Annotated in this window: 19 protein-coding genes and 1 pseudogene; 6 read left to right on the top strand and 14 right to left on the bottom strand. The window is 68.7% G+C overall.

All coding sequences use genetic code 11. The features are described 5' to 3' along the window. The first annotated feature begins 143 nt into the window (after positions 1-143). The 3 genes and pseudogenes from RBJ77_RS42010 to RBJ77_RS42000 form a co-directional block, all read left to right on the top strand. Entirely contained in the window at positions 144-350 is a 207-nt protein-coding gene (locus RBJ77_RS42010; protein WP_372349796.1) for a hypothetical protein, read from the top strand. A gap of 395 nt (positions 351-745) precedes the next feature. After that, a complete protein-coding gene (locus tag RBJ77_RS42005; protein WP_372349795.1) occupies positions 746-949 on the top strand; it encodes a hypothetical protein in 204 nt (67 codons plus the stop codon). Between the two features lie 1,503 nt (positions 950-2,452). After that, positions 2,453-2,605, top strand: a pseudogene (locus RBJ77_RS42000) (acyl-CoA dehydrogenase); the annotation flags it as partial. A 195-nt stretch (positions 2,606-2,800) separates the two neighbouring features. On the opposite strand, the gene RBJ77_RS41995 reads toward RBJ77_RS42000, so the two are convergent. The 4 genes from RBJ77_RS41995 to RBJ77_RS41980 all read right to left on the bottom strand — a co-directional run bounded on the left by RBJ77_RS41995 (position 2,801) and on the right by RBJ77_RS41980 (position 6,827). Further along, positions 2,801-4,060: a TIGR03617 family F420-dependent LLM class oxidoreductase gene (locus tag RBJ77_RS41995; protein ID WP_372349794.1), complete on the bottom strand. Its 1,260-nt coding sequence runs from the start codon at positions 4,058-4,060 to the stop codon at positions 2,801-2,803. A gap of 67 nt (positions 4,061-4,127) precedes the next feature. Continuing rightward, complete coding sequence (locus RBJ77_RS41990) at positions 4,128-5,246, bottom strand: acyl-CoA dehydrogenase family protein (RefSeq protein WP_372349793.1); 1,119 nt, start codon at positions 5,244-5,246, stop codon at positions 4,128-4,130. A gap of 184 nt (positions 5,247-5,430) precedes the next feature. Continuing rightward, on the bottom strand, positions 5,431-5,937 hold the full coding sequence (locus tag RBJ77_RS41985) for a MaoC/PaaZ C-terminal domain-containing protein (RefSeq protein ID WP_372349792.1): 507 nt from the start codon (positions 5,935-5,937) through the stop codon (positions 5,431-5,433). A gap of 68 nt (positions 5,938-6,005) precedes the next feature. Further along, positions 6,006-6,827 (bottom strand): enoyl-CoA hydratase/isomerase family protein, encoded by an 822-nt coding sequence (locus RBJ77_RS41980; RefSeq protein WP_372349791.1) that lies wholly within the window; start codon positions 6,825-6,827, stop codon positions 6,006-6,008. A gap of 87 nt (positions 6,828-6,914) precedes the next feature. Between RBJ77_RS41980 and RBJ77_RS41975 the strand changes: the two genes are divergently transcribed. Both RBJ77_RS41975 and RBJ77_RS41970 read left to right on the top strand, forming a co-directional pair. Then, positions 6,915-8,033, top strand: a complete 1,119-nt coding sequence (locus tag RBJ77_RS41975; RefSeq protein WP_372349790.1) for an acyl-CoA dehydrogenase family protein — start codon at positions 6,915-6,917, stop codon at positions 8,031-8,033. A gap of 33 nt (positions 8,034-8,066) precedes the next feature. After that, positions 8,067-9,245 (top strand): acyl-CoA dehydrogenase family protein, encoded by a 1,179-nt coding sequence (locus RBJ77_RS41970; protein WP_372349789.1) that lies wholly within the window; start codon positions 8,067-8,069, stop codon positions 9,243-9,245. Between the two features lie 90 nt (positions 9,246-9,335). On the opposite strand, the gene RBJ77_RS41965 is transcribed toward RBJ77_RS41970, so the two are convergent. From RBJ77_RS41965 to RBJ77_RS41945, 5 genes are all read right to left on the bottom strand, one after another. Then, positions 9,336-10,547 (bottom strand): CaiB/BaiF CoA transferase family protein, encoded by a 1,212-nt coding sequence (locus RBJ77_RS41965; protein WP_372349788.1) that lies wholly within the window; start codon positions 10,545-10,547, stop codon positions 9,336-9,338. Positions 10,548-10,849: 302 nt separating this feature from the next. Beyond that, a complete protein-coding gene (locus tag RBJ77_RS41960) occupies positions 10,850-12,085 on the bottom strand; it encodes an acyl-CoA dehydrogenase family protein (RefSeq protein ID WP_372349787.1) in 1,236 nt (411 codons plus the stop codon). Between the two features lie 52 nt (positions 12,086-12,137). Then, complete coding sequence (locus RBJ77_RS41955; protein ID WP_372349786.1) at positions 12,138-12,980, bottom strand: enoyl-CoA hydratase-related protein; 843 nt, start codon at positions 12,978-12,980, stop codon at positions 12,138-12,140. Between the two features lie 33 nt (positions 12,981-13,013). After that, on the bottom strand, positions 13,014-13,514 hold the full coding sequence (locus tag RBJ77_RS41950) for a PaaI family thioesterase (protein WP_372349785.1): 501 nt from the start codon (positions 13,512-13,514) through the stop codon (positions 13,014-13,016). After that, positions 13,511-14,308 carry a crotonase/enoyl-CoA hydratase family protein gene (locus RBJ77_RS41945; protein ID WP_372349784.1) on the bottom strand — a complete coding sequence of 266 codons (798 nt, stop codon included), beginning with the start codon at positions 14,306-14,308 and terminating at the stop codon, positions 13,511-13,513. Before RBJ77_RS41945 ends, RBJ77_RS41950 begins: the two co-directional genes overlap by 4 nt. Before the next feature lie 129 nt (positions 14,309-14,437). Here RBJ77_RS41945 and RBJ77_RS41940 point away from each other — a divergent pair, with 129 nt between their 5' ends. Next, positions 14,438-15,340 carry an alpha/beta fold hydrolase gene (locus RBJ77_RS41940; protein ID WP_372349783.1) on the top strand — a complete coding sequence of 301 codons (903 nt, stop codon included), beginning with the start codon at positions 14,438-14,440 and terminating at the stop codon, positions 15,338-15,340. Positions 15,341-15,383: 43 nt separating this feature from the next. On the opposite strand, the gene RBJ77_RS41935 is transcribed toward RBJ77_RS41940, so the two are convergent. The 5 genes from RBJ77_RS41935 to RBJ77_RS41915 form a co-directional block, all read right to left on the bottom strand. Beyond that, a complete protein-coding gene (locus RBJ77_RS41935; RefSeq protein WP_372349782.1) occupies positions 15,384-16,979 on the bottom strand; it encodes an AMP-binding protein in 1,596 nt (531 codons plus the stop codon). Positions 16,980-17,191: 212 nt separating this feature from the next. After that, positions 17,192-18,046 carry an oxidoreductase gene (locus tag RBJ77_RS41930; protein WP_372349781.1) on the bottom strand — a complete coding sequence of 285 codons (855 nt, stop codon included), beginning with the start codon at positions 18,044-18,046 and terminating at the stop codon, positions 17,192-17,194. A 133-nt stretch (positions 18,047-18,179) separates the two neighbouring features. Continuing rightward, positions 18,180-19,325 (bottom strand): CaiB/BaiF CoA transferase family protein, encoded by a 1,146-nt coding sequence (locus tag RBJ77_RS41925; protein WP_372349780.1) that lies wholly within the window; start codon positions 19,323-19,325, stop codon positions 18,180-18,182. Continuing rightward, a complete protein-coding gene (locus RBJ77_RS41920; RefSeq protein ID WP_372349779.1) occupies positions 19,322-20,707 on the bottom strand; it encodes an MmgE/PrpD family protein in 1,386 nt (461 codons plus the stop codon). Before RBJ77_RS41920 ends, RBJ77_RS41925 begins: the two co-directional genes overlap by 4 nt. Beyond that, positions 20,704-22,164: an NAD-dependent succinate-semialdehyde dehydrogenase gene (locus tag RBJ77_RS41915; RefSeq protein WP_372349778.1), complete on the bottom strand. Its 1,461-nt coding sequence runs from the start codon at positions 22,162-22,164 to the stop codon at positions 20,704-20,706. The genes RBJ77_RS41920 and RBJ77_RS41915 overlap by 4 nt, the downstream gene beginning before the upstream one ends. Positions 22,165-22,166: the final 2 nt, after the last annotated feature.

Genomic DNA, 22,166 nt, shown 5'->3' with positions numbered 1-22,166 from the left:
AGGGCGCCGCGGCCGTCATCTCTGCCGCGCCGACCAGGCTCACCGCTACACCTCGACTCCGATCCGGTACGAGCCACCTCCTTGCAGAGCCGCAAGCTCTGGTGCCTTCGAGGTCCAGAGCCCTCGCTGCCGCTAGCAGGAGCGTGCGGACAGCCCCACCGTGGGCGCCAGCCGGGAGGCGCCTCGAGCGTGCCGGCACCGGGCCCGACGACGTCGACATCGCGCAGCTCCAGGACACCGACGCCGGCTCCGAGATCATTCACATGGCCGAGACCGGCCTGTGCAAGGACGGCGACCAGGAGCGCATGATCGCCGAGGGCGCCACCAGATCGGAGGCCGCCTGCCGGTGAACACCGATGGTGGTCTCCTAGGCAACGGCGAACCAACTCGGAGCCTCCGGACTGCGGTGGCAGATCCACGAGACTGTGCTGCAACTGCGACGGCAGGGGCCCGGCAGGTTCCGAACAGCCCTCGCGTCGGCCTGGCTACACACCTCTACGGTGCGCCGGGTGTGCCCGCCGTGACCATCCTGTCCACCTGATCCACGGAGTCCAGACCCATGCACGACGATGTAGCCCATGGGCTGGGCGCCTTCGAGGAAGAAGTCCGGGCGCTTTCTCGACGCCCGGGCCTCGAAGCGTCCGTCCTCCAGCGAATTCGCCTGGGGGCAGGGTGACGACCGTGGCCTACTTCAATGCCGCACCGCCGGAGGTGAACGCCACGCCGCCGTCGAAGAGGCGCGGCAGTGGCAACGCACCCGCACGAGGCCGGTCTCGGCTGGATCACCGGTCCCGCCGCATACGGCGGCCGTGAGCTGAGCCGCGTTCACGACATGCTCTACGACGCCGTCGAGGCCGAGTACGACGTCCCCGACACGGGCACCCTCAGCGTCATCGGGCTGAGCATGATTGGGCCGACGATCTCCTCGCGCACGCCCAGTCTGCCCTGAAGGACCGCTGGCTGCCAGCCATGTACCAGGGCGAGGTCATCGCGTGCCAGCTCTTCAGCGAACCAGACGCTGGGTCCGACCCAGCCGGCATCACCACCCGCGCCGTGCGCGACGTGCGACAGTTGGGTCCTGGACGGCCAGAAAGTCTGGACTTCCGTCGCCCAGCACAGCCAGATTGGCTCGCGCTGGCCTTTCGCACCAACCCGGACGCGCCCAAGCACCGGGGTATCACGGCTTTCCTCGTACCCATGGACACCCCCGGCGTGGAAGTCCGTCCGCTGCGACAGATGACCGGCGGCGCGGACTTCAACGAAGTCTTCCTCACCGGTGTCCGCGCCCGACGACCATCGCCTCGGCGAGGTCGTGACGAGGGATGTGACCGCGGCGTTGACCACTCTGATGAACGAGCGAGCCACCGTCGGGAGCGATAGGCGCCGGTCCGGTCGCCTCCGCGCTGTCGGAACGCTGTCCGCGCTCATGCGCGCCACCTCGACCTCGGACGATCGCGCACTGCGCGGCAGACTCGCCGAACTTCTCGCCGATTTCAAGGCCACCGAGTATCTCAACGCTCGCGCACTGCGGGCCTCTGCGCTCGGCGCGCCGTACCGGGACCCGAGATGTCCGTGTCCAAGCTGATGTACGGCCAGAACCTTACCCGGGCCGTCCCACTTCGTGTCGGACGTGCTCGGCCCTCGCCTCATCGCGGACAACGGCACAATGGGGCACGCACGCCTGGACGGATCTGGCGCTCGCCACCCCGGCCCTGCGCATCCTGGGCGGCACCGAGGAGCTCGCGAAGAGCATCCTCGCTGAGCGGGTGCTAGGAATGCCCAGGGAACCGGGCATCGACAACACCTCCCCATTCCGCGAGCTGCGTCAGCTCCGCACGCCTCCCAGGGGTCTGACGTGAGCGGTGACCAGGGCGAAGGTCTCGCTGAACTCCGTTCCGAGGTCAGGGGCTTCCTAGAGGCCAGGTCGCCCGAGGAGGCGGTGCGCAAGCTCGCGGAGAGCGAGAGGCGCCATGACCCGGCCGTGTGGGATCAGGCGACGCGGCAGCTCCGCCTGCCGCTCTGGCCCCGTCCGAGCGCTACGAGAGACGGATTCGTCCTGCCGAACTCGGCGTCGTGCTGGAGGAGGCCGGCCGGTCCTGCTGTGTGCTCCGCTGTTCGCGACCGTGGTCCTGGCCGCCCAAGCGCCGCAGGCCTCTGGGCGACGAGGACGCCTGCCAGGAGCACCTCCACGGACATCGCCACCGGCTCACCACGGCGACGCTGGCCGTCGCCGAGGACAGCGGGTCGTGGGACCCCGAGCTCGCATCCACCCGGGCGGAGCCCCGGGAACGGGGTCTGTCACGACCGACCAAGTGCTTCGTGATAGACGGAGCGGCTGGCCGACGTGATCTTCGTGGTGGCCCGCACCGGTGACGGACCCTCGATGTTCGCCGTGAGCGGACGTCGCCCGGCCTGAGGACCAAGGTTCTGAAACACTGATGTCACTCGCGCCATGGCACGCGTGGTGCTGGATGATGTGCGCGGGAGGCTGGTCGGCGCCGTTGGTGGCGCCGGGCGTGTGGTTTCCCGTGTCCTGGACCTGGCCGCGGCCGGGCTCGCGGCTGAGCAGGCGGGCGGGGCCCGCAAGCGCATGGAGACGGCCGCCGAATACGCCCAGGGCCGCTACCAGCTCGGTCGGCCGATCGGTTCCTTCCAGGCGGTCACGCGACCGCCTCGCGGACATGCTGGTGCAGGTGGCGCTCGCCGAGGCCGCCGCGCGCGAGCCGCGCTCCTGGCCGCCGAGATCGCCCGAGTTCCCTGTCGCTGCGGCGGTGGCGCACGCCTGCTGCTCGCGCTGCCTTCATGTTCGTCGCGGCGAGAGCATCCAGATCCACGTGAGGTATCTGGCTCTCACCTGGGAGCACCCGGCGCATCTGTACTTCCGTCGTGCCAAGTCCTCCCAGCTTCTGTTCGGCGGGCCGGCCGTCCAGCACGAACGCCTCCTGGATCGGCTTCGGCGTTTGACCGACATCGTCCCTACCGGACGGCAACGGGCCCCAAGCTGACGCTTGGGGCCCGTTGCCGCTGTGAGTCTTTTCCGCCTACTCAGTCGCGCAGTCTCTGGGCAGCGCCGCTGCCAGATCTCCTGGTCAATCTCGTACGTGGTGTAGAACGACAGTCGGTCCACCAGCGAGCCGTACCGGCGGTCGATTTCGGACGCCACGCGGTCGGGTTCGGCGACCACGGCGAAGGCGTTGAGCACATCGTCGTCGATCAGGGTGCCCATGGCCTCCCAGCGGTCCTCGCGGCGGGAGGTGGACAGGGCGTGCAGCTCATCGCCCAGCTCTCCCCAGCCGTGCAGATCCAGCACATTGCGATACGCCGGGGTGCTGCCGTAGAAGGCGATCTGGCGGCGGGTGGCGCTGACCGCCGTGGCCATCTCCTCCTCGGTCCGGCCGGTCGCGGTCAGCAGCAGATGGCTGACCGTGAAGTCCTCCCGCTTGCGGCCGGACGAGGCCAGGCCGCTCTCGATGGTTGGGAGGGTGACTTCCCGCAAGTAGCGCTCGGTGGTGAAACCGTGACAGAGCAGTCCGTCCGCCACCTCGCCCGCGGTACGCGTCATCGCCTCGCCGACAGCGGCCAGGAAGACCTTCGGCGCGCCACCGGGCGCCGGTGGCGGGGCGAAGAACGGGGTCATGAGGGTGTGGCTGTAGAAGTCACCGCGGAAGTCCAGACGGGTCCCGTCGTTCCACGCGGACCAGATGGCCTTCAATGCGCTGATGTACTCCCGCATCCTGGCAGCCGGACGGCTCCAGGGCATTGAGAATCGGCGCTCGATGTGCGGTTTGATCTGGCTGCCCAGGCCGAGGGTGAAGCGGCCGCCCGAGTAGGTCTGGAGATCATGCGCCGTGTATGCCAACTGCATGGGGGAGCGGGCGAAGGCAAGCGCGATCGCGGTGCCCACTTCCAGCCGTTCCGTGTGCTCGGCGGCGAGGAGCAGGGGCAGGAACGGGTCGTGCTTGGACTCCGAGGACCACAGGCCGCTGTAGCCGCGCCGCTCGTGTTCCACGGCCTGGGCGACCACCTCGCCGGCCCCCCAGGCGCTCAGCTTGCCGTCCACCTTCATAGTGTCAACTCCATTGAGTGCAGGTCCCCGGCCGGTGCCGGGGAGGTCGAGCCGAGGGTTCTCAGACCCCGATGCGCTGGGCCAGCACCTCGCGGTGGTGTTGGGAGTCGCCGAGCAGCATCTGCGAGGTCTTGGCCCGCTTGAGGTACAGGTGGGCGGAGTGCTCCCAGGTGAAGCCGATGCCGCCGTGCACCTGGATGTTCTGAGATGCGGCCTGCACGGCGGCATCCGAGCAGAAGGCCTTGGCCAGACCCGCGACTGTCGGCAGGTCGTCTCCGCCGCCGTCGGCGCTCAGGAGGGCGAAGTAGGCGGCCGCGCGGGCAGACTCGACTTCCAGTAGCACATCGGCGAGCAGGTGCTTGACTGCCTGGAACGAGCCGATGGCTCGGCCGAACTGGTGGCGCGTCTTGGCATACTCGACCGCCATGTCCAGAGCTCGCTCGGCCACGCCGACCTGCTCCACGGCCAGCGCCGCGGCGCTGCGGTCGAGCACCGCGGAGACGTGCTCCCAGCAGTTCCCCGGGGTGCGCAGCCGGACGGCCGGCACGTTCTGGTACTCCAGGCGGGCCTGGCGCCGGGTCGGGTCCAGGGTGGGCAGGTCATCGCGGAGCAGGCCTGGGGCGTCGCCCTCGACCGAGAACAGGCCGATGCCTTCGGGGGTGCGCGCCACGGTGAGGATCACGTCGGCGACGGTGCCGTCGAGAACGAAGTTCTTGTGTCCGGACAGTTGCCAGTCGCCGTCCTTGTCCTCACGGGCGGCGAGCTGTACGCCGCCAGCGTCCCACCGGCCCGAGTCCTCGGTCAGCGCGAACGTCGCGACGATCTCGCCGGCGGCGAGGCGGGGCAGCAGCCGCTTGCGGGCGTCCGGTGCATCGCACTGCAGCAGAGCGGTCGTTGCCATCACGGCGGAGGACAGCAGCGGGGCACACAGCAGGGCTCGGCCCGCTTCCTCCATTACCGTGCCGAGTTCGATCATGCCGCAGCCGGCGCCGCCGAACTCCTCCGGCACGATCAGTCCCTGGATGCCGATCTCGGAGCCCATGCGGTGCCATACGCCCGGGTTGTATCCCTCCGCCGAGTCCATCAGTCGGCGCAGCTCCGGCTCCGAAGAGGTGTCGTCGAAGAAGGCGCGCACGGTCCTGCGCAGATCCTCCTGCTCGTCGGTGAAGGCGAAGTGCACTGGAGCTCCCGGATCCGTTACGGAGATGACGAGGTGCTAAGAGGTGTAATTATATAACCAGATTGCCTCTGGTGGGGCGAGTGGCGGCCGCGCGACCTCTGCGCTGTGTGGCGCCGACGCCCGCGTCCGCGGTGTACCGCGGCGCCTTTCGTCCCCCGGTAGGGAGGGGGCGCCGCGGTCGCGGTCAGTGCTCCGTCGCCTCGAAGTCCTTGCCGCGGATGAGTCGCACCGGCGTGTAGACCAGGACCTCTTCGTCGCGTTGGTTGCGGACGCTGATCCTGCTGGTCACCACCCCCCGGCCGGGCTTGCTCGACGCGCGCGAGTCCATGGTCTCCACGATTGCGCAGAGCGTGTCGCCGACATAGACCGGTCCCTTGACGGACAGCTCCATGTGCATGAAGGCGAGACCGGTGCCGTGTAGGGCGTTGGTCTGCAGCACGAGCCCTTCGGCGATGCAGTAGGACAGGGCTCCCGGGACCAGTCGACCGGTGTAGCCACCGTCGGCGGCGTGCGAGGCATCCCAGAAGAGCGGCTCGTTGAAGCCGCCCCAAGTGATGAAGTTGACCAGGTCGGTCTCGGTGATGGTGCGCCGGGCGGTGCGGAACGTCTGCCCGGTCGGCATCTCCTCATAGGTCAGACCCTTGACCAGCGGGGCGACTTCGTCGACGGACGGTTGTGCGGCCTTGGGCATTGTCAGTCCTTCGGTTTCGTTCGGCTGTCGGCTGTCGGCTGTCGGCTGTCGGCTGTGCGGTTCGAGGGTCAGAGGTCCAGCGGGTGGGCTGCGGCCACGGCCTCGAAATCGGGGGAGCGCTTCTCGCGGTGCGAGGCGACGCCCTCAGCCACGTCGTGCCCGCCGAAGCCGAGGAACTCAAGCCCGAGCGAGGCCTCGAAGATGGGCTGGGCGATCCGATACCAGTGGTTGAGCGACCGCTTGGTCCAGGCGATGGCGCTGACGGAGCCGTTGGCCAGGCGGGTCGCGATCCGCAGCGCCTCTTCCCGCACCTCGTCGTCGTCCACGCACTTGGAGACGAGGCCGATCCGCTCGGCCTCCTCGCCACTCAGTGCGTCGCATGTGAGGAGGTAGTACTTGGCCTTGGCCATGCCGCACAGCAGCGGCCAGCAGATGGCTGCGTGGTCGCCCGCGGCGACGCCGAGCCGGGTGTGGCCGTCGACGATCTTCGCCTTCCGGCCGGCCACGGAGATGTCGGCCATCATGCCGATGACGAGACCGGCGCCGACTGCCGGGCCGTGGATCGCCGAGACCACAGGCTTTGAGCAGTTGAGCACCCCGTAGACCATGTCCCGGGCCTCGCGCATGACCCTGACCCGCACGTCGTACGACTCGGTCATGGCCTCGATGGAGTCGAAGGTCCCGCCGGCCGAGAAAGCCTTTCCGGCGCCCTGGATCATGACGACGCGGGTCTCCTCGTCCCGGTCGATGACCGGCCAGATGTCCGCCAGTTCGCGGTGCATCACCGGGTCGACGGCGTTCAGGTTGGGGGCGTCGAGGACGATCCGGAGTACGCCCGGAGCTGGGCGCTCGAAGGTCAGGCTGCTGAACTGCTCGTATCGGTCGGTCACTTCGGCCCTCCGGTTCAATCAGTATGGATACTGCAATAATCTAACTGTATTGTCGAAGCGGCAACACCGGGGACGGAAGGGCTCTGCATGGAACTCACCTTCAGCGAAGAGCAGGAGGAGCTGCGAACGGTCGTCCGCTCCTTCCTGACGAGGCACTCCTCCGAGGCGGAGGTGCGCCGGCTCGCCGCGACCGAGGACGGCTACGACCCCAAGGTGTGGGGTCGCATGGCCACCGAGATGGGCCTCCAGGGGCTCGCCATACCGGAGGAGTACGGCGGTTCCGGATTCGGTTACCGGGAGCTCGGGGTCGTCTTCGAGGAGATGGGGCGGTCGCTGCTTTGTGCGCCGTACTTCGCCACGGTCGCGCTGGCGGCGGAGACCCTGCTGCGGGTGGCCGACGAGGACGCGCGCCGCGACCTGCTGCCGGGGATCGCGGATGGAAGCACCGTGGCGACCCTGGCTCTCACCGAGGAGGACGGCCGCTGGGACCGGGAGGGCATCCGGCTCGCGGCCGCGCCAGCCGTTGACGGCTGGACGCTGACCGGGACCAAGTCCTACGTACCCGATGGTCACACCGCAGATCTACTGCTGGTCGTGGCGACTACTCCCGGCGGGGTGAGTCTCTTCGCCGTCGACGCGGACGCGCATGGCGTGAGCCGTACGCATCAGCCTGCTGTCGACGAGACCAGGAAGCAGGCCCGCGTCGAGTTCACCGACACCCCGGCACGGCTGCTTGGCGACGAGGGCCAGGCATGGCCGGGCATCGAGCGGGGGCTCGCGACGGCTGCCGTGCTTCTCGCCGCCGAGCAAGTGGGTGGGGCGTCCGTGGCACTGGAAGCGGCGGTCGACTACGCGAAGATCCGTCAGCAGTACGGCCGTGTGATCGGCTCCTACCAGGGCATCAAGCACAAGTGTGCGGACATGCTGGTAGAGATCGAGTCCGCGCGCTCCGCCGCGTACGGCGGGCTGTGGGCCGTCGCCGGCGACGACGACGGTGAGGCGGCCCTGGCGGCCTCACTGGCCAAGGCGTTCTGCTCGCAGGCTTTCACGCGGGTGGCCGGGGACAACATCCAGGTGCACGGAGGCATCGGCTTCACCTGGGAGCATCCGGCGCACCTCTATTTCAAGCGCGCCAAGAGTTCCGAGGTACTGCTCGGTCCGGCGTCGTACCACCGGGAGGCCCTCGCGTCCCGGCTGGGCCTCTGAGGCAGCTATCCGAGCAGGGAAGGGGAAGAGCCAGTGGAGCTGGATTTCGGGCCTGAGGTCCGTGAGTTCCGCGATGAGATCCGCACCTGGTTGCATGAGCACCTGGTCGGCGAGTTCGCCGAGTACCGCGGGGTCGGCGGGCCGACCGACGGCGCCGCATGGGACGTGCGGCTCGCCTGGGACCGTGAGCTGGCGGCCGGGAACTGGCTTGGCGTCGGTTGGCCGCGCGAGCACGGAGGGCGCGGGCTCGGCCTGCTCGAGGAGATCGTGTTCGAGTACGAGTACGCCCGCGCCAACGCTCCCTACCGGGCCACCGGCAACGCGCTGGACCTGCTGGGTCCGATGCTGATCTCGGTTGGTGACGAGGAGCAGAAGAAGCGGTTCCTGCCGCCGATCCTCTCCGTCGAGGAATTCTGGGGCCAGGGGTTCAGTGAACCGGGCGCGGGGTCCGACCTCGCGTCGGTGCGCACCTGCGCCGAACGCGACGGCGACGAGTGGGTGCTCAACGGGCAGAAGGTGTGGACCTCGTTCGGGATGCACGCGGACTGGCTGTACGTGCTTGCCCGCACCGACCCGGACTCCGAGCGCCACCACGGGCTGAGCATGCTGATCGTCCCGGCCGATCAGCCCGGCGTCGAGATCCGCGCGATCAGGAACCTGGCCGGCCAGGAGGAGTTCGCCGAGGTGTTCCTCTCGGACGCGCGCACCTCCGCCGACTTCGTGGTGGGAGGCGTGGGTCAGGGCTGGCGTACCGCCATGGTGACCCTTGGGATCGAGCGCGGCAGCACACTGCTCCCGCAGCAATTCACCTTCGAGCGTGAGGCCGAGGCCCTCCTGGAGCGGGCTCGCGGGCGTGGCCTGGCCGGGGACACCATGCTGCGCGAGCGGGTCGTGGAAGCCTGGATGACGGTCCGGATCATGCGTCTGACCAACCTGCGTACGGTCGGTGAGCTGGTCGTCGGCCGCACGCCGGGAGCGCAGTCCGCGACCGCCAAGCTTTACGCCTCGACGGGGCACCAGCGGCTGGGCCATGTGGCCATGGAGCTGGCGGGCCCGGCCGGTCAGGTCGTCGGCCCGGACTACGAACTCGACGGCACGCAACGCTCGTTCCTGTTGTCCCTCGCGGAGACCATCTACGGGGGCTCCAGTGAGATCCAGCGGAACATCATCGGCGAGAAGGTGCTTGGGCTCCCCAAGGATCCGAGGCCCTGAGCGGTCCGGCGCGTCACCACAATGGGCCGTGCCGGTCCGGTGGCTTCCACCACTTCGGTCCGGCACGGCCCATTGTCGGGTCCGGGAGGACTACACCACGCCGTCGGCCCTCAGGGCGGTCAGCTCATCGGTCCCAACGCCGGTGAGGCGGCCGAGGACGTCGGCGGTGTGCTCGCCCAGGCCGGGCGGCGGCGTGTAGTCGCCGACCGGAGTGGCGGCCAGTCGGATCGGGTTGGCCAGCAGGGGAAGTGTCCCCATCAGAGGGTCGGCAACTTCCGCGAGCATCTCGCGGTGCTTGATCTGTGGATCGGCGAAGACGTCCGGGAGCTCGTTGACCGGGCCCGCCGGGACACCGTGCCGCTCCAGCGTCTCCAGCCAGTCATCCCGGGTGCGCTGGGCCATGACCTCGGCGAGGACAGGCAGGATCTCCTTGCGGTGGGCGATCCTGGCCGACGTCGTCGCGAACCGCTCGTCGTCGAGCAAGTCCTCGCGGTCGGCGGCGGCGCAGAACGACGCGAATTGGCGATCGTTTCCTGCCACCAGGAACAGCGGCTTGTCGCTGCACATGAAGGACTGGGAGGGGATTCCGCCGTAGCCGCCGTTGCCGCGCCGCTCCGGGACCTCGCCCGAGACGAGGTAGTTCATCGCGAAGTGGGAGAGGGAGGCGAGACCGCAGTCGAGCAGCGCGAGGTCGATGTACTGCCCCTCCCCGGTCATGTCCCGGTGGCGCAGCGCGCTGAGCACGGCTGTGGAGGCGTAGAGCCCGGAGATGATGTCGACCATGCTGATGCCGACCTTCATCGGTTCGTCGGGGTGGCCCGAGACGCTCATCATGCCGGACATCGCCTGGAAGACGCCGTCGTATCCGGGGCGTTCGGCGTAGGGGCCGTTCTGTCCGAAGCCGGTGAGCGAAAGGTAGACAAGGCGCGGGTTCTCGGCCCGCAGGCTCTCGTGGTCAAGGCCGTACTTGGCCAGAGTGCCGGCGCGGAAGTTCTCGACCACGACGTCGGACTTGCGGGCCAGTTCGCGGATCAGCTCCCGGCCCCGTTCAGTGGCGTGATTGATCGTCACCGACTCCTTGTTGCGGTTGCAGGCCAGGTAAAAGGCCGAGGTCCGAGTCGGCTCTCCCTCCCGGTCGGTGGCGAAGGGCGGTCCGTAGGAACGCGCGTCGTCACCGACGCCCGGGCGCTCGATCTTGATCACCTCCGCTCCGAGGTCGGCGAGCAGTTGGGTCGCGAAAGGGCCCGCGAGGATGCGGGACAGGTCCAGGACCCGGATACCGGACAGGGCTTGGGAGGGCACGCGGCTCCCCTCTCTGGGAGAGATACCAAGGTGGATGGGGCAGAGGGCGGGAATGTGGCGAGCCGGCCCAGGGCGCCCCCCTCGGGCGTCCGGGACCGGCTCGCGCTCGATGGCCCGTCAGCGGGCGGTCAGCTGAGGGGCAGGGGGGTACATGAGGACGCCCTCCGGCTCCTCGTACTTGTGCTCACCACAGTCGATGGCCCCTTGGCGCTGAGCGGTCATGAGCTTGCGTTCCACACGAAAAGCGAGACGCTAAAGAAATAATTATCTAACGGTATGGCTGATGCAAGGGGTGAGTTACGTCAGCTTGCGATCTTCGGTTCGCGGGGCAGCCCGAGCACCTTCTCGGCCAGGATGTTCCGCTGCACCTGCGAGGTGCCGGCGTAGATCGTGCCTGACCGGGCGAGGAGGTACCCCGTGGACCAGGACGCCGAGCTGTTCACCGCGCCCGGGTCGTCCGCGCGGTAGGTGCGCAGGGGCTGGCGGCCCTTGATCGCCTGAGCGTGCATACCCATGATGTCCATGGCCAGGTCGGTGACCCGCAGGTGGTACTCGCTCCAGAAGAGCTTGGAGATCGAAGTCTCGGGACCGGGTTCCTTGCCTTCCAGCCAGCCGGAGAGTACCCGGTAGCCGAGGTAGCGCATGATCTCGACCTTGGACCAGCACCAGGCGATCCGTTGGCGGATGACGGGGTCCTTGTCCTTGCCGTACTCGCGAGCGAGCTCGATCAACCGCTCCAGCTCGGACTTGAAGAGGATCGGGTTGGTTGCCGCCTCTTCGCCGCGCTCGACGCCAAGCAGGCTCTGTGCCACCGCCCAGCCGTTGTCGACGCCTCCCACCACCAGGTCGGCTCGGGTCCTCGCGCCGGTGAAGAACACCTCGTTGAAGTGCTCCTGGCCGGTCGCCATCCGGAAGGGGCGGACTTCGATGCCGGGCTGGTCCAAGGGGACGAGAAGGAAGGAGATGCCGCGGTGCTTGGAGGCCTCCGGGTTGGTACGGGCCAGGACGAAGATCCAGTCGCTGATGTGCGCCCCGGAGGTCCACACTTTCTGGCCGTCGATGACCCAGTGGTCCCCGTCGTCCTCGTGGACCAGCCGGGCGCGCGTAGTGAGTGAGGCGAGGTCCGATCCGGCGCCCGGCTCGGAGTAGCCCTGGCACCAGGTGTCCTTGCCGCTGAGGATGCGGGGCAGGAAGTGCAGCTTCTGCTCCTCCGTGCCCCAGCGCAGAAGGGTGTTGGCGAGCATCTTCACGCCGAAGGTGTCCTGGGGGAGCCCGAACGGGACGCCGGCCTTGGCCAACTCCTCCATCAGGACGACCTGGTGGAGCTTGGTGAGCCCGCGGCCGCCGTACTCCTGCGGCCAGGCCACCGAGAGCAGGCCGAGTCCGGCGAGCCTGGTGCGCCATTCACGGGCGAAGGCCCAGGCGGCTTCCTCGTCCAGGGCGCCGATGCCTTGCCAGCCCTCCGGAAGGTACTCGGCGAGAAGGTCGCGCACCTCGGTGCGGAACGCCGCGGTCTGCGGGGGATAGGTGATGTCCACGAACGGGCACTCCTCGGTCAAGAGTTGGTTGGGGCTGGGGCCCGGCCGGTCCCTACTCCGGGAGGAAGGGCTTGCTCAGCGCATCCTCCGGGTCGAAGTCCGCGGGCAGGCCCTCGAACGCGGGCGCGCGCCGGTCCGCGAAGCTCGCGACCCCCTCACGAAAGTCGGCGGAGCCGGCGAAGTACTGCATCGCGGAGTAGCTGCGCGACAGGGCCTCGTCGAAGCTGCGGTCAAGATCTCCGTACACCTGGCGGCGCAGCACCGCGAGCGTGCGCGGTGCGCAGTTGCGGGCGATGTCTGCCGCGTACTCCTGCGCCGCACCGAGGAGTTCGTCCGGCTCGACGACGCGGCTGACGAGGCCGAGTTCCTTGGCCTCGTCAGCGTCGAAGGTGCGGCCGGTCAGCAGCAGGTCGAGGGCGTTCTCCAGGCCGACGACGCGCGGGAGAATGTACGGCAGGTTGTACTCGCCGGCCAGGCCGCGGCGCGCGAACGCGGTGGTGATACGAGCACCTCGTGCCGCGAAACGGACATCGCACAGCAGCGCCTGTACCAGGCCGATGCCCGCGCAGCCGCCGTTGATCGCACCGATCACCGGCTTGGGGAGGAAGCGCCTGCTGTACATCGGGGGCCGTCCGGTGAAGTCCAGGCTCTCGCCCGGCTGCGAGTTCTTCTCGAGCCGCTGCACATCCATGCCCGGGCAGAAAGCCCTACCCGCGCCGGTGACGACGAGCGCCCGGACGTCAGGGTCCTCGGCGGCCTGGTCCAGCAGCTCGAAGAAGCGCTTCTCCATGGGGAGATTCCAGGCATTCTTGCGTTCCGGTCGATTGAACGTGAGGGTCGCGACGCCCTCGTCGACCTCGTACAGGACACTGTCCGCCGCAGTGGGTTCTGGCATGGCTTCTCTTCTCTTCTCTTGGGGAAATCGGGCTCAGGTTCCGGCGGTGGGCTTGTGGGTCGTTGCGGGTGCGCCGGGGCGCTTGCCGGAGATGCTGACCACGACCTGGCCCCGGGCGCAGGCTTGTCCGTCGGCTCGGCGCACCTCGACCTCGCTGAAGTGGATCCGGCCGCCGCGGCGCACGCAGCGGGCTTGCGCGACCACCTCCGCCCCGACGGCGGGCAGCAGGTACTGCACCGAGAGGGAGACGGTGCTCAGACGGCTTCCCTTGGCGAAGTCGTGGCCGGCCATCACTGCCGCACCGCCAGCGCTGTCGATCAGCGCGGAGATCACGCCACCGTGGAAGACTCCGTCGTGCGCCGAGAGCCGCTCGGCGTACGGGATCGCCAACTCGGCGCACTCGGGAGTCCATTGCCGCACGCTAAGAGCGCAGTCGCGGTTGAAGGCAACACCTTGCTCCCAGTGCTCTCGGAACCAGTCACGAAGATCCTGCTGCTCCTGCTCGCCCAGCTCTCCGGATCGGGTGGCTGTCATCCGCGGGTCCTTTCCGTACCGAGTCGTTTCCGAGCCGCTGCACGCTGCTCGGGACTGCCGACGTTCTCTTCCATGAACACGCGCTCTGCCCGGAAGCCGGCCTGCAGGGCCTCGGTGTCCCACGTGGTGTTGGCCAACTGCTTGATCGCGACGACCGCCTTGGGGTTGCGCCCGGCGATCTCGTGCGCCATTGCCAGGGCCTCTTCCCGTGGATCGGCCGCCAGCCGGGTAGCCATGCCCATCTCCACCGCTTCCGAGCCGCTCACCTTCCGGGCGGTGAGGGCGAGTTCCATGGCTCGGTCCGGGCCGATCAGGCGGGGCAGGATCTGGGAGCCGCACATGTCGGGCGCCAGGCCCCAATCGAGCTCCAGGACACCCCACTTCGAGTCCGCCGTGGTCAGCCTCAGGTCCGCGCCGAGAGCGAGTTGCAGACCGCCGCCCAAGGCGTAGCCGTGGACCGCAGCGATGACCGGGACCTGGAGGCTGCGCCAGAGCCAGACGGCGCGCTGCCCCCGGCCGAGGCCGGTGGCGGACGCATCGGTGGCGGTGACCGCGTCGGGCCGCCAGGAGCGGCCGTCGGCCTGGGCGCGGAAGGCAGTGAAGTCGAGGCCGACGCAGAACGCCCGCCCCTCCCCGGACAGCACGACCGTGCGCACGCCAGGGTCCTCGCGCAGTCGCAGACCGGCCTCGATGAGTTCCGCGAACAGCGTGTCGTCGAGCGCGTTGAGCTTGTCCGTACGGTTGAGACGCACGTCCGCCACACCGTTCTGGATGCGGCAGAGTACCCGTTCCATGATCGCCTCCTTGGCGGCAGCGGCGCCCAAGGCCACGGCGGGAGCGTCGCTCTGTGCCCACTCTGTAATATAGCTTAATATTTAAGCTAGTGGTACGTGATCTTGCTCATGAAGAGAAGGAGTCGACCCGTGGTGAAGCCCGAAGCGACGACCCTGCGGATCCCAACTGACGGCGGGGTCGAACTCGTCGCCGACACCTATGGCAGTAAGGAGGATCCGCCCGTCGTCCTGCTGCACGGCGGCGGCCAGACCCGTCACTCCTGGCGCTCCACGGCGAGCGACCTGTCCGAGGCCGGTTGGTACACCCTCGCCGTGGATCTGCGCGGCCACGGAGAGAGCGGCTGGTCGCCGGACGGCCGGTACGGGCTCGACCGGTTCGCCGGCGACGTCGTCCGGGTTGTCGATTTCCTTGGCCGCGCACCGGTGCTCGTTGGTGCCTCGTTGGGCGGCAACAGTTCGCTGTCCGCGCTCGGACACCATCCCGAACTGGCCCTCGGTCTGGTTCTGGTGGACGTATCGCCGTTTCTGCAGCCGAAGGGGACCGCCCGGATCAGGGACTTCATGCACAGCGGCCTGGACGGCTTCGACTCCCTTGAGGAGGTGGCGGACGCCGTATCGGCCTACGTGCCACACCGCCCGCGGCCCCGGAACGTGGAAGGGCTGCGCAAGAACCTGCGTCAGGTGGACGGGCGATTCTACTGGCACTGGGACCCTGCCTTCTTGCATGGCCCGGTGGATCAAGCCGTTCAGCGGGACCCGGTGACCGATCCGGTGCAACTCGGCGGTGCCGCGATGTCGTTGCGCGTGCCGACCCTGCTGGTGCGCGGCGGTGAGTCGGACGTGCTGAGCGTCGCCGACTCCAAGAGGTTCCTCGAACTGGTGCCGCACGCCGAGTTCGCCGACGTGAAGGGAGCCCACCATATGGTCGCCGGCGACGACAACGCCGTCTTCGACCGGGTGCTCGGCGACTTCTTGGAGCGTCGGGTCCGTTCCCGCCTCGATCTCTACCGGCAAGCGGCGGTGCAGGCATGAGCCTGCACCGCCGCTCGCCGCCCTGTGCTCGGGCAAGGCAGGGTCAGAGAGCCCCTTCGGGCCAGTAACGCGCCTTGACCTTGCGTGTCGTGATCTTGCCGGTGGGCTCGCGGGGCAGGGTGTCGACGAAGTCGACCGAGCGCGGACACGCGATGTGGTCGAGCCGATCGCGACAGAAGTCGATCAGTCTATGAGCGGTGTCGGCGCCGGCTGCCGTGGGGTCGCGCAGTTGCACGACGGCCTTGACCTGCTCGCCGAACTCGGGGTCGGGTACGCCCACCACTACGACGTCCTCGACGAGCGGGTGGAGACTGAGTGCGTCCTCCGCGGCCCGCGGATACACGTTCACCCCACCCGAGATGATCAGGTGTGTGCGCCGGTCGCTGAGGTAGAGGAAGCCGTCCTCATCGAGCCAGCCCATGTCGCCCATTGTCGACCATCCCTGCGAGTTGTACGCGGCGGCAGTCTTGCCGGGGTCGTTGTGGTACTTGAACCGCATCCCGCCCTCGAAGTAGACCAAACCGACCGACCTGGGCGGGAGTACCTTCCCGTCCTCGTCCAGGATGCGGATGGTGCCGCGCACGGCGCGGCCGACCGTGCCGGGCCGGCTGAGCCAGGTGTGGCTGTCCACGACGGTGACTCCGTTGCCCTCCGTGCCGCCGTAGTTCTCTATCAGGATCGGGCCCAGCCAGTCGATTACGGCCTTTTTGACGTCGCGGGGGCACGGCGCGGCGCCGTGCCAGACCGATCGCAGCGAGCTCAGGTCGTAGCGGTCGCGCACGTGGGGGGCGAGTCGCAGTAGGCGGATGAACATCGTGGGTACCAGCAATGCCTCGGTCACCCGATACCGTTCTACGGTGCGCAGAAATTCCTCCGCGTCGAACGACGGCAGAACCACCGAGTGTGCGCCCAGCCGGTGCGGAGCGAGGGTGTAGCGCAGCGGTGCGGCGTGGTAGAGGGGGCCGGTGTCGAGGAATACCGAGTCGCTGGAGAGCCCGAACCGTTCGACCGCCAGGGTCGTCGCCGAGTCCGGTGTACCGGCGGGCCGTCCGTTGAAGGGGCGGAATACGCCTTTCGGGCGGCCCGTCGTGCCGGACGAGTAGAGCATGTCCGTGCCCTCGGCCCACGAGGGGTCCGGCACGGGCGATGCCGCACTGGCCGCCGCCGCGAGATACTCACCGACCGGCGCGGTGGAGTCGCCGGACCGAACGGCGAGTACGACGAGGCGCCGCAAGGTACCGTCGGCGATCAGACTCGCGACGCGGGGTGCCAGTGATGAGTCGTAGATCAGGCAACGGGCGCCGCTGTCGCGCACGATGAAGGCGACCTCGTCCGGTGAGAGCCGGGTGCTGATGGCCGTGTAGATGAGTCCGGAGCGTTGCGCGGCCCAGGCCACCTCGACGATCGCGGGACCGGTCGGCAGCAGGAAGGCCACGACTTCGCCCGGCCGGATGCCGCGCTCTGCGAGCGCGTTGGCGATCCGGGTGGATCGTTCGTCGAGCGTGGCGTATGTGATCGGATCGGGTCGGTCGGTAAACGTCAGAGCCGACCTGTTGGGATGCTGCCGGGCCCAGGAGCCGAGTGTGTCGACGGCGATCTTTCCGCCCGACAGGCCGGGCAGGGAGCTGCTTGCTGTCATAGTGCCAGTTCCTCCAGAGTTCGCCCTTGCTGACGCTTCCCGAATACTTCGGAGGGCGTCACTGTCTCGACGAGGAGTTCCACGAGAGCGATGATGAGGATGTAGTGGCAGAGCCCGTGCCGTTCAGATCCTGGTCCCTCACCGCCCACGGGGTCTCCTCCTTCCGGGGCAAGGGGAAGGCCGGGAACCGATCGGTTCCCGGCCGGGTGCGGTCAGCGCTGTTCAGAGGCCTCTTCTCGGAACGCGGTGGAGGATGCGACCGGCTCCCAGGTGTCCAACTCCCGGACCACGGACTCCAACTTGTCGCGGACGGCCGCCACCGCGTCGGCGCCGAGCGGGAGACGGGCCGGTGGATCGGTCGTCTCGACGGCCTTGATGATCGCGGCGGCGCCGCGTGCCGGATCCCCTTGTTGATGCCCGTCGTTGCGCTCCATGTTGCGGTCGCCCTTCGAGGAGAGCTCCGCGTAGGCGGGCAGCCGTTCGCCCGCTCGTCGCAGCCCGCGTCCCGCCCAGTTGGTGCGAAAGGCGCCCGGCTCGACGATGGTGACCGCGATGCCGAACGGTTTCAGCTCCTGCCTCAGGGACTCGGACAGGCCTTCCAGGGCGAATTTCGAGGCGTTGTAGACGGACAGCCCCGCGAAGCCCAGGTATCCGGCGATGGAACTGATGTTGACGATGTGGCCGCTGCCGCGTTCCCGCAGATGCGGCAGCAGGGCGCGGATCAGATGAAGGGGGCCGAAGAAGTTGGTCTCCATCTGGTGCCGCAACTCCTCCTCACTGACCTCCTCCGCTGCGCCGAGCAGCCCGTACCCGGCGTTGTTGACCAGGATGTCGATGTGTCCTGCGAGCCGTAACGCCTCGGAGACGTGCTCGCTGATGTTTTCGGGTGGTTCGGTGGTGTCGAATACGACCGCGAAGGAGCGCCCGGGAGCGCTACCCTCGAAGGCCGTCGCACGCGACTTGTCGCGGAGAGTGCCCACCACCGTGTCACCGCGCGCCAGGGCGGCCTGCGCCAGTGCCAGCCCCAGGCCCCCCGACACGCCTGTGATCAGCCAGTTTTTGCCCATTCGTTTTTCACCCGCCTCGTCCGACCGTATCTGGCTCCGAATACGGGAACGTGAGCTTGCCGTGGCAGCTCAACGTCTATGAGTGTTTAAGAAAAATGATCTAACGGATTATGGGTGGCTCGTATGCTCCGGGTCAACGTTCCTGCTGCTCGATGACACCACTGTTCACGAGATTTGCCACCTCGGGTTCCGCGAAGCCCCAGTCGTATAGTGCCTCCCGGGAATGCTGCCCTGGGATGGGAGGCGGCCCGGCGATGCGAGTGGGTGTCCTGCCGAACCTTGGCGCGGGGGCCGGTTGCGTCACCCCGAAGTCCTGGACAAAGGTCTCGCGCGCGGTGTTGTGTGGATGCTCCGCCGCTTCGGCGGGAGTGAGCACGGGAGTGACACAGGCGTCGGTACCGGCGAAGTGCTCGGCCCACTCGTCCCGGGTCCGGGTCCGGAATATCTCCGCGAACTGCCGCTTCAGCTTGCTCCAGTTGGCGGGATCGGACCGATCCGGCAACTCGTCGAGCCGGAGCCCAAGTCCGTCCACCAGTGCGGCGTAGAAGGCCGGCTCGATAGGTGCGACGGCAAGGTACCCTCCGTCGCCCGCCTCGTACGTGTCGTAGTAGGGCGCGGAACCGTCGCTGGCGTTCACCCCCGGCTTCTCGCTCCACCGTCCCTGGGCCGTCATCGAGTGGACCAGGGTGGTGAGCGAGGCGGTGCCGTCCACCATCGCCGCGTCGACGACCTGGCCCCGCCCGCTCGCCCTGCTCTCGAGAAGCGCGCAGACAAGACCGAAGGCGAGCATCAGCCCGCCGCCGGCGAAATCCGCGACCAGGCCGGGAGGGGTCACCGGGCGGCCGCCTGGCCGACGGAACAGCGACAGCGCGCCTGACAGCGCCTGGTAGTTGAGATCGTGACCGGCCGTCGGCGCGAGCGGCCCCGTCTGCCCCCAGCCAGTCATCCGGCCGTAGACCAGGCGCGGGTTGCGTTCCATGCATTGCGTCGGCCCGAACCCTAGGCGTTCGGCGACACCGGGCCGGAATCCCTCCAGCAGGAGGTCGGCCCGCTCGACCAGGCGCAGGAGCACGTCCAGGCCCTCGGCACGCTTGAGGTCTACGGTGATCGAGCGTCTGCCGCGGCTGAGTGCATACAGCTCCGGCTTGGCCGTCCTGGTGCGCGGGCGGTCGATGCGGATCACGTCGGCCCCGAGGTCGGAGAGCATCATGCCGGTGTACGGGGCGGCGCCAAGACCGGCCATCTCGATCACGCGTATTCCACGGAGCGGACCGCTCATCGGTCGGACTCCTTCCGGTGGCAGACGAGCGTGCGGACGTCCGCCAGCTCGTCCAACGCCGAGAGCTGGGACGCGAGTTCGCAGGTGCGGTCGGCTCCGAGTACCTGCTCGGACAGGCCCGTGAACTTGCGGAGCAGATCGGCCTCGCTCAGTGGGTTGTCCGGGTCGCCCTTGCGGTCGGGGACGGTGACGCAGTGCCGGTCGCCGGCTCGGGTGCGGATGGTGACACGGGCCCCACGCCGCTCCGGGAAGAGTGTCGTGAACTCGGAGGCGTCCTTGAGCTCGGTGCGGTCGAGCAGTTCGGTCACGGCGGGGTCGGTCAGGCGCTCCGCGCGGAAGGACTCCAGTCGGACATCCCCGTCCAGCAGCGCCGTGGCCACCACGAAGGGGGCGGAGAATCGCGCCTCGAAGGGGGTACGCGGCCGGGGATTGCCCGCGACGACTGTCGCCGTCCGGTACGTCTCGATCTCGATCGCTTCGATGTCCCCGGGCCGCAGCCCGTAGGGCGCCGCCCGCAGGGCGAGCGATCCGTCGATGGCGGCGAAGGTGTGCCCGCAGCAGGGATACGGTTTCACGCTGGTGCGTTCCACCAGGTACCCCTGCTCGAACGGGCGGAGAGCCTGCTCCCAGTCCGCCCCCTCGCCCATCGCCTCCGCGAATCCGACCTCGCCTTCCAGGGCGTCCGGAGCACCGGTGAATCCGGACGCTGCCGCGAGCCCCGCGGTGACTCCGGCTCGCGCCGCGTGCCCGGAGTGAAGCGGCTTTGCCATGGCGTCCGAGCGGAAACTCTGTTGGAGACCGGAGGCCATGGTCGCGGCCAGGGTCAGCGCGTGCGCAAGAGACTCCACGCTCAGACCGCACAGTTCCGCGACCGCCGCGGCCGCGCCCAGGCAGCCGACCGTCCCAGTGGTGTGCCAGTACCGGTAGTGGGCGGGATTGACAGCGGCGGCTATCCGATCGCCGACCTCGTACCCGACCGCGACGGCGCGCAGCAGCTCCTGGCCGCTGGCGCCGTTCTGCTGGGCGACGGCCAGTGCTGCCGCTATGGTCGGTGCCCCTGGGTGGTAGAGGCCGGGAGAGTAGATGTCGTCCATCTCCAGGACGTGTGCGGCGACACCGTTGACGAGTGCGGCCGTGCACACGTCGGTGCTCTCGCCCCCGCCCACCAGGCGGGGGCCGTTGTCGTTCCCGGCGCCCGCCGTCGGCACGAAGGCCCGGCGAAGGAGGGCGACGGGCTCGCTGTCGGAGCCGGCGATCGTGGCGCCGAACCAGTCGAGCACAGTCGCCGCTGCAGCGTGCTGAGCCACGGGCGATAGCGGCTTGCTGCGAGCCTCGACCACCTTGCGCGCCAGCCGCAGCGCGACGGCCCCCTCGGCGCTCATCCGGCGCTCCGGCTGACGAACTTCACCTGTTGGAAGGCCTGGAGGCCCTCGGCCCCACCCTCGGTGCCGATCCCGCTGTCCAGCACCCCGCCGAATGGTGTCTCCGGCAGGGACACCGCCCAGCGGTTCACGATGACGTTGCCCGCCCGGACCCTCGGAACCACATGGTCCACCACCCGGAGGTCGTTGCTGAACACGTACGAGGCCAGGCCCAGGGGCAGCCGGTTCGCCTCAGCCAGCGCCTCCTCTGTGGAGTCGAAGGCGGAGACGAGGGCGAGCGGACCGAAGGGCTCCTCGTTCGCCGCGCGGCAGTCCTTCGTGACACCGCTCAGCACGGTCGGCTCGAAGTACCAGCCCCTGTCGCACAGCCCAGCGGGACGGTCACCACCGGAACGCAGCTCGGCCCCTGCCGCGACCGCGTCCTCGACCAGCTCGCGGATCGCGTCGAGCCGCCGCGGGTTCTGCAGCGGACCCATCTCGGTTGCCTCGTCCAGCGGGTCACCCACCCGGATCTTTGCGGACTCGGCGGCGAACACGTCGACAAACCAGTCGTGCACGTCGCGATGCACCAGGAAGCGGGTGGGAGAAGTGCATATTTGGCCACTGTTACGGAACTTGGCGCGGGCCCCGGCCCTGGCCACCGCCTCCACATCGGCATCCGGAAAGACCAACACCGGTGCATGACCACCGAGTTCGAACACCGTGCGCTTCATGGTCGCTGCCGCCTGCGCCGCGAGTTCCTTGCCCACAGGGACGGAGCCGGTGAAGGTGACCATCCGTATCTCCGGCGCCGCGAGCAACTCGCGCGCGATGGCTGCCGGATCACCGAAGACCATGCTGAGCACCCCCTCTGGGACGCCTGCCCGGTCGAGTGCCCTGGCCAGGAAGAGTGCGGTGGCCGGGGCGGCTTCGGCGGGCTTGATGATGACGGGGCAGCCCGCGGCCAGTGCGCCAGCGATCTTGCGGGCAGGGGTGATGGAGGGCGCGTTCCATCCGGAGAACGCCGCCACGGGGCCCACTGCTTCGCGCAGCGCGAGGAGTTGGGTCCCTTCCGAACGTGAGGGGATCACCCTGCCGTACGCCCTGCGCCCCTCTTCCGCAGCCCACTCGAACATCTCGGCGGCGGTAGTGGTCTCCTTGCGGGCCTCGACGATGGGTTTGCCGAGTTCAAGGGAGATCAGCCCGGCTAGAGTTTCGCTCTCGTCACGGATGATGTCGGCCGTCCGGCGCAGGAGTGTCGAACGCTGGACGGCAGGGGTGTGGCGCCAGGTCTCGTCAGCCTGCCGCGCGGCATCGAGGGCGATGCGCAGATCGGCGGGACCGGCGTGCGGGAGTTCGCCCAACGTCTCGCCGGTGGCCGGGCAGATCACCGGCTGGCTCGAGCGGTTCTTTCCGGTGCACCACTTCCCGGCGAGGTAGAACTCAAGTCGCGGATAGTCGGGGTGAGCAGATGTCACAG

It is taken from the genome of Streptomyces sp. KL116D (assembly GCF_030766975.1).
Classification (GTDB): domain Bacteria; phylum Actinomycetota; class Actinomycetes; order Streptomycetales; family Streptomycetaceae; genus Streptomyces; species Streptomyces longispororuber_A.
This window is presented reverse-complemented; position numbering and strand designations above follow the sequence as displayed.

Bases quoted from the DNA above. Each gene is read 5' to 3' on its own strand.
- RBJ77_RS41985 (WP_372349792.1), bottom strand. From the start codon at position 5,937: ATGCCCAAGGCCGCACAACCGTCCGTCGACGAAGTCGCCCCGCTGGTC.
- RBJ77_RS41975 (WP_372349790.1), top strand. From the start codon at position 6,915: ATGGAACTCACCTTCAGCGAAGAGCAGGAGGAGCTGCGAACGGTCGTC.
- RBJ77_RS41955 (WP_372349786.1), bottom strand. From the start codon at position 12,980: ATGCCAGAACCCACTGCGGCGGACAGTGTCCTGTACGAGGTCGACGAG.
- RBJ77_RS41950 (WP_372349785.1), bottom strand. From the start codon at position 13,514: ATGACAGCCACCCGATCCGGAGAGCTGGGCGAGCAGGAGCAGCAGGAT.
- RBJ77_RS41945 (WP_372349784.1), bottom strand. From the start codon at position 14,308: ATGGAACGGGTACTCTGCCGCATCCAGAACGGTGTGGCGGACGTGCGT.
- RBJ77_RS41935 (WP_372349782.1), bottom strand. From the start codon at position 16,979: ATGACAGCAAGCAGCTCCCTGCCCGGCCTGTCGGGCGGAAAGATCGCC.
- RBJ77_RS41930 (WP_372349781.1), bottom strand. From the start codon at position 18,046: ATGGGCAAAAACTGGCTGATCACAGGCGTGTCGGGGGGCCTGGGGCTG.
- RBJ77_RS41925 (WP_372349780.1), bottom strand. From the start codon at position 19,325: ATGAGCGGTCCGCTCCGTGGAATACGCGTGATCGAGATGGCCGGTCTT.
- RBJ77_RS41920 (WP_372349779.1), bottom strand. From the start codon at position 20,707: ATGAGCGCCGAGGGGGCCGTCGCGCTGCGGCTGGCGCGCAAGGTGGTC.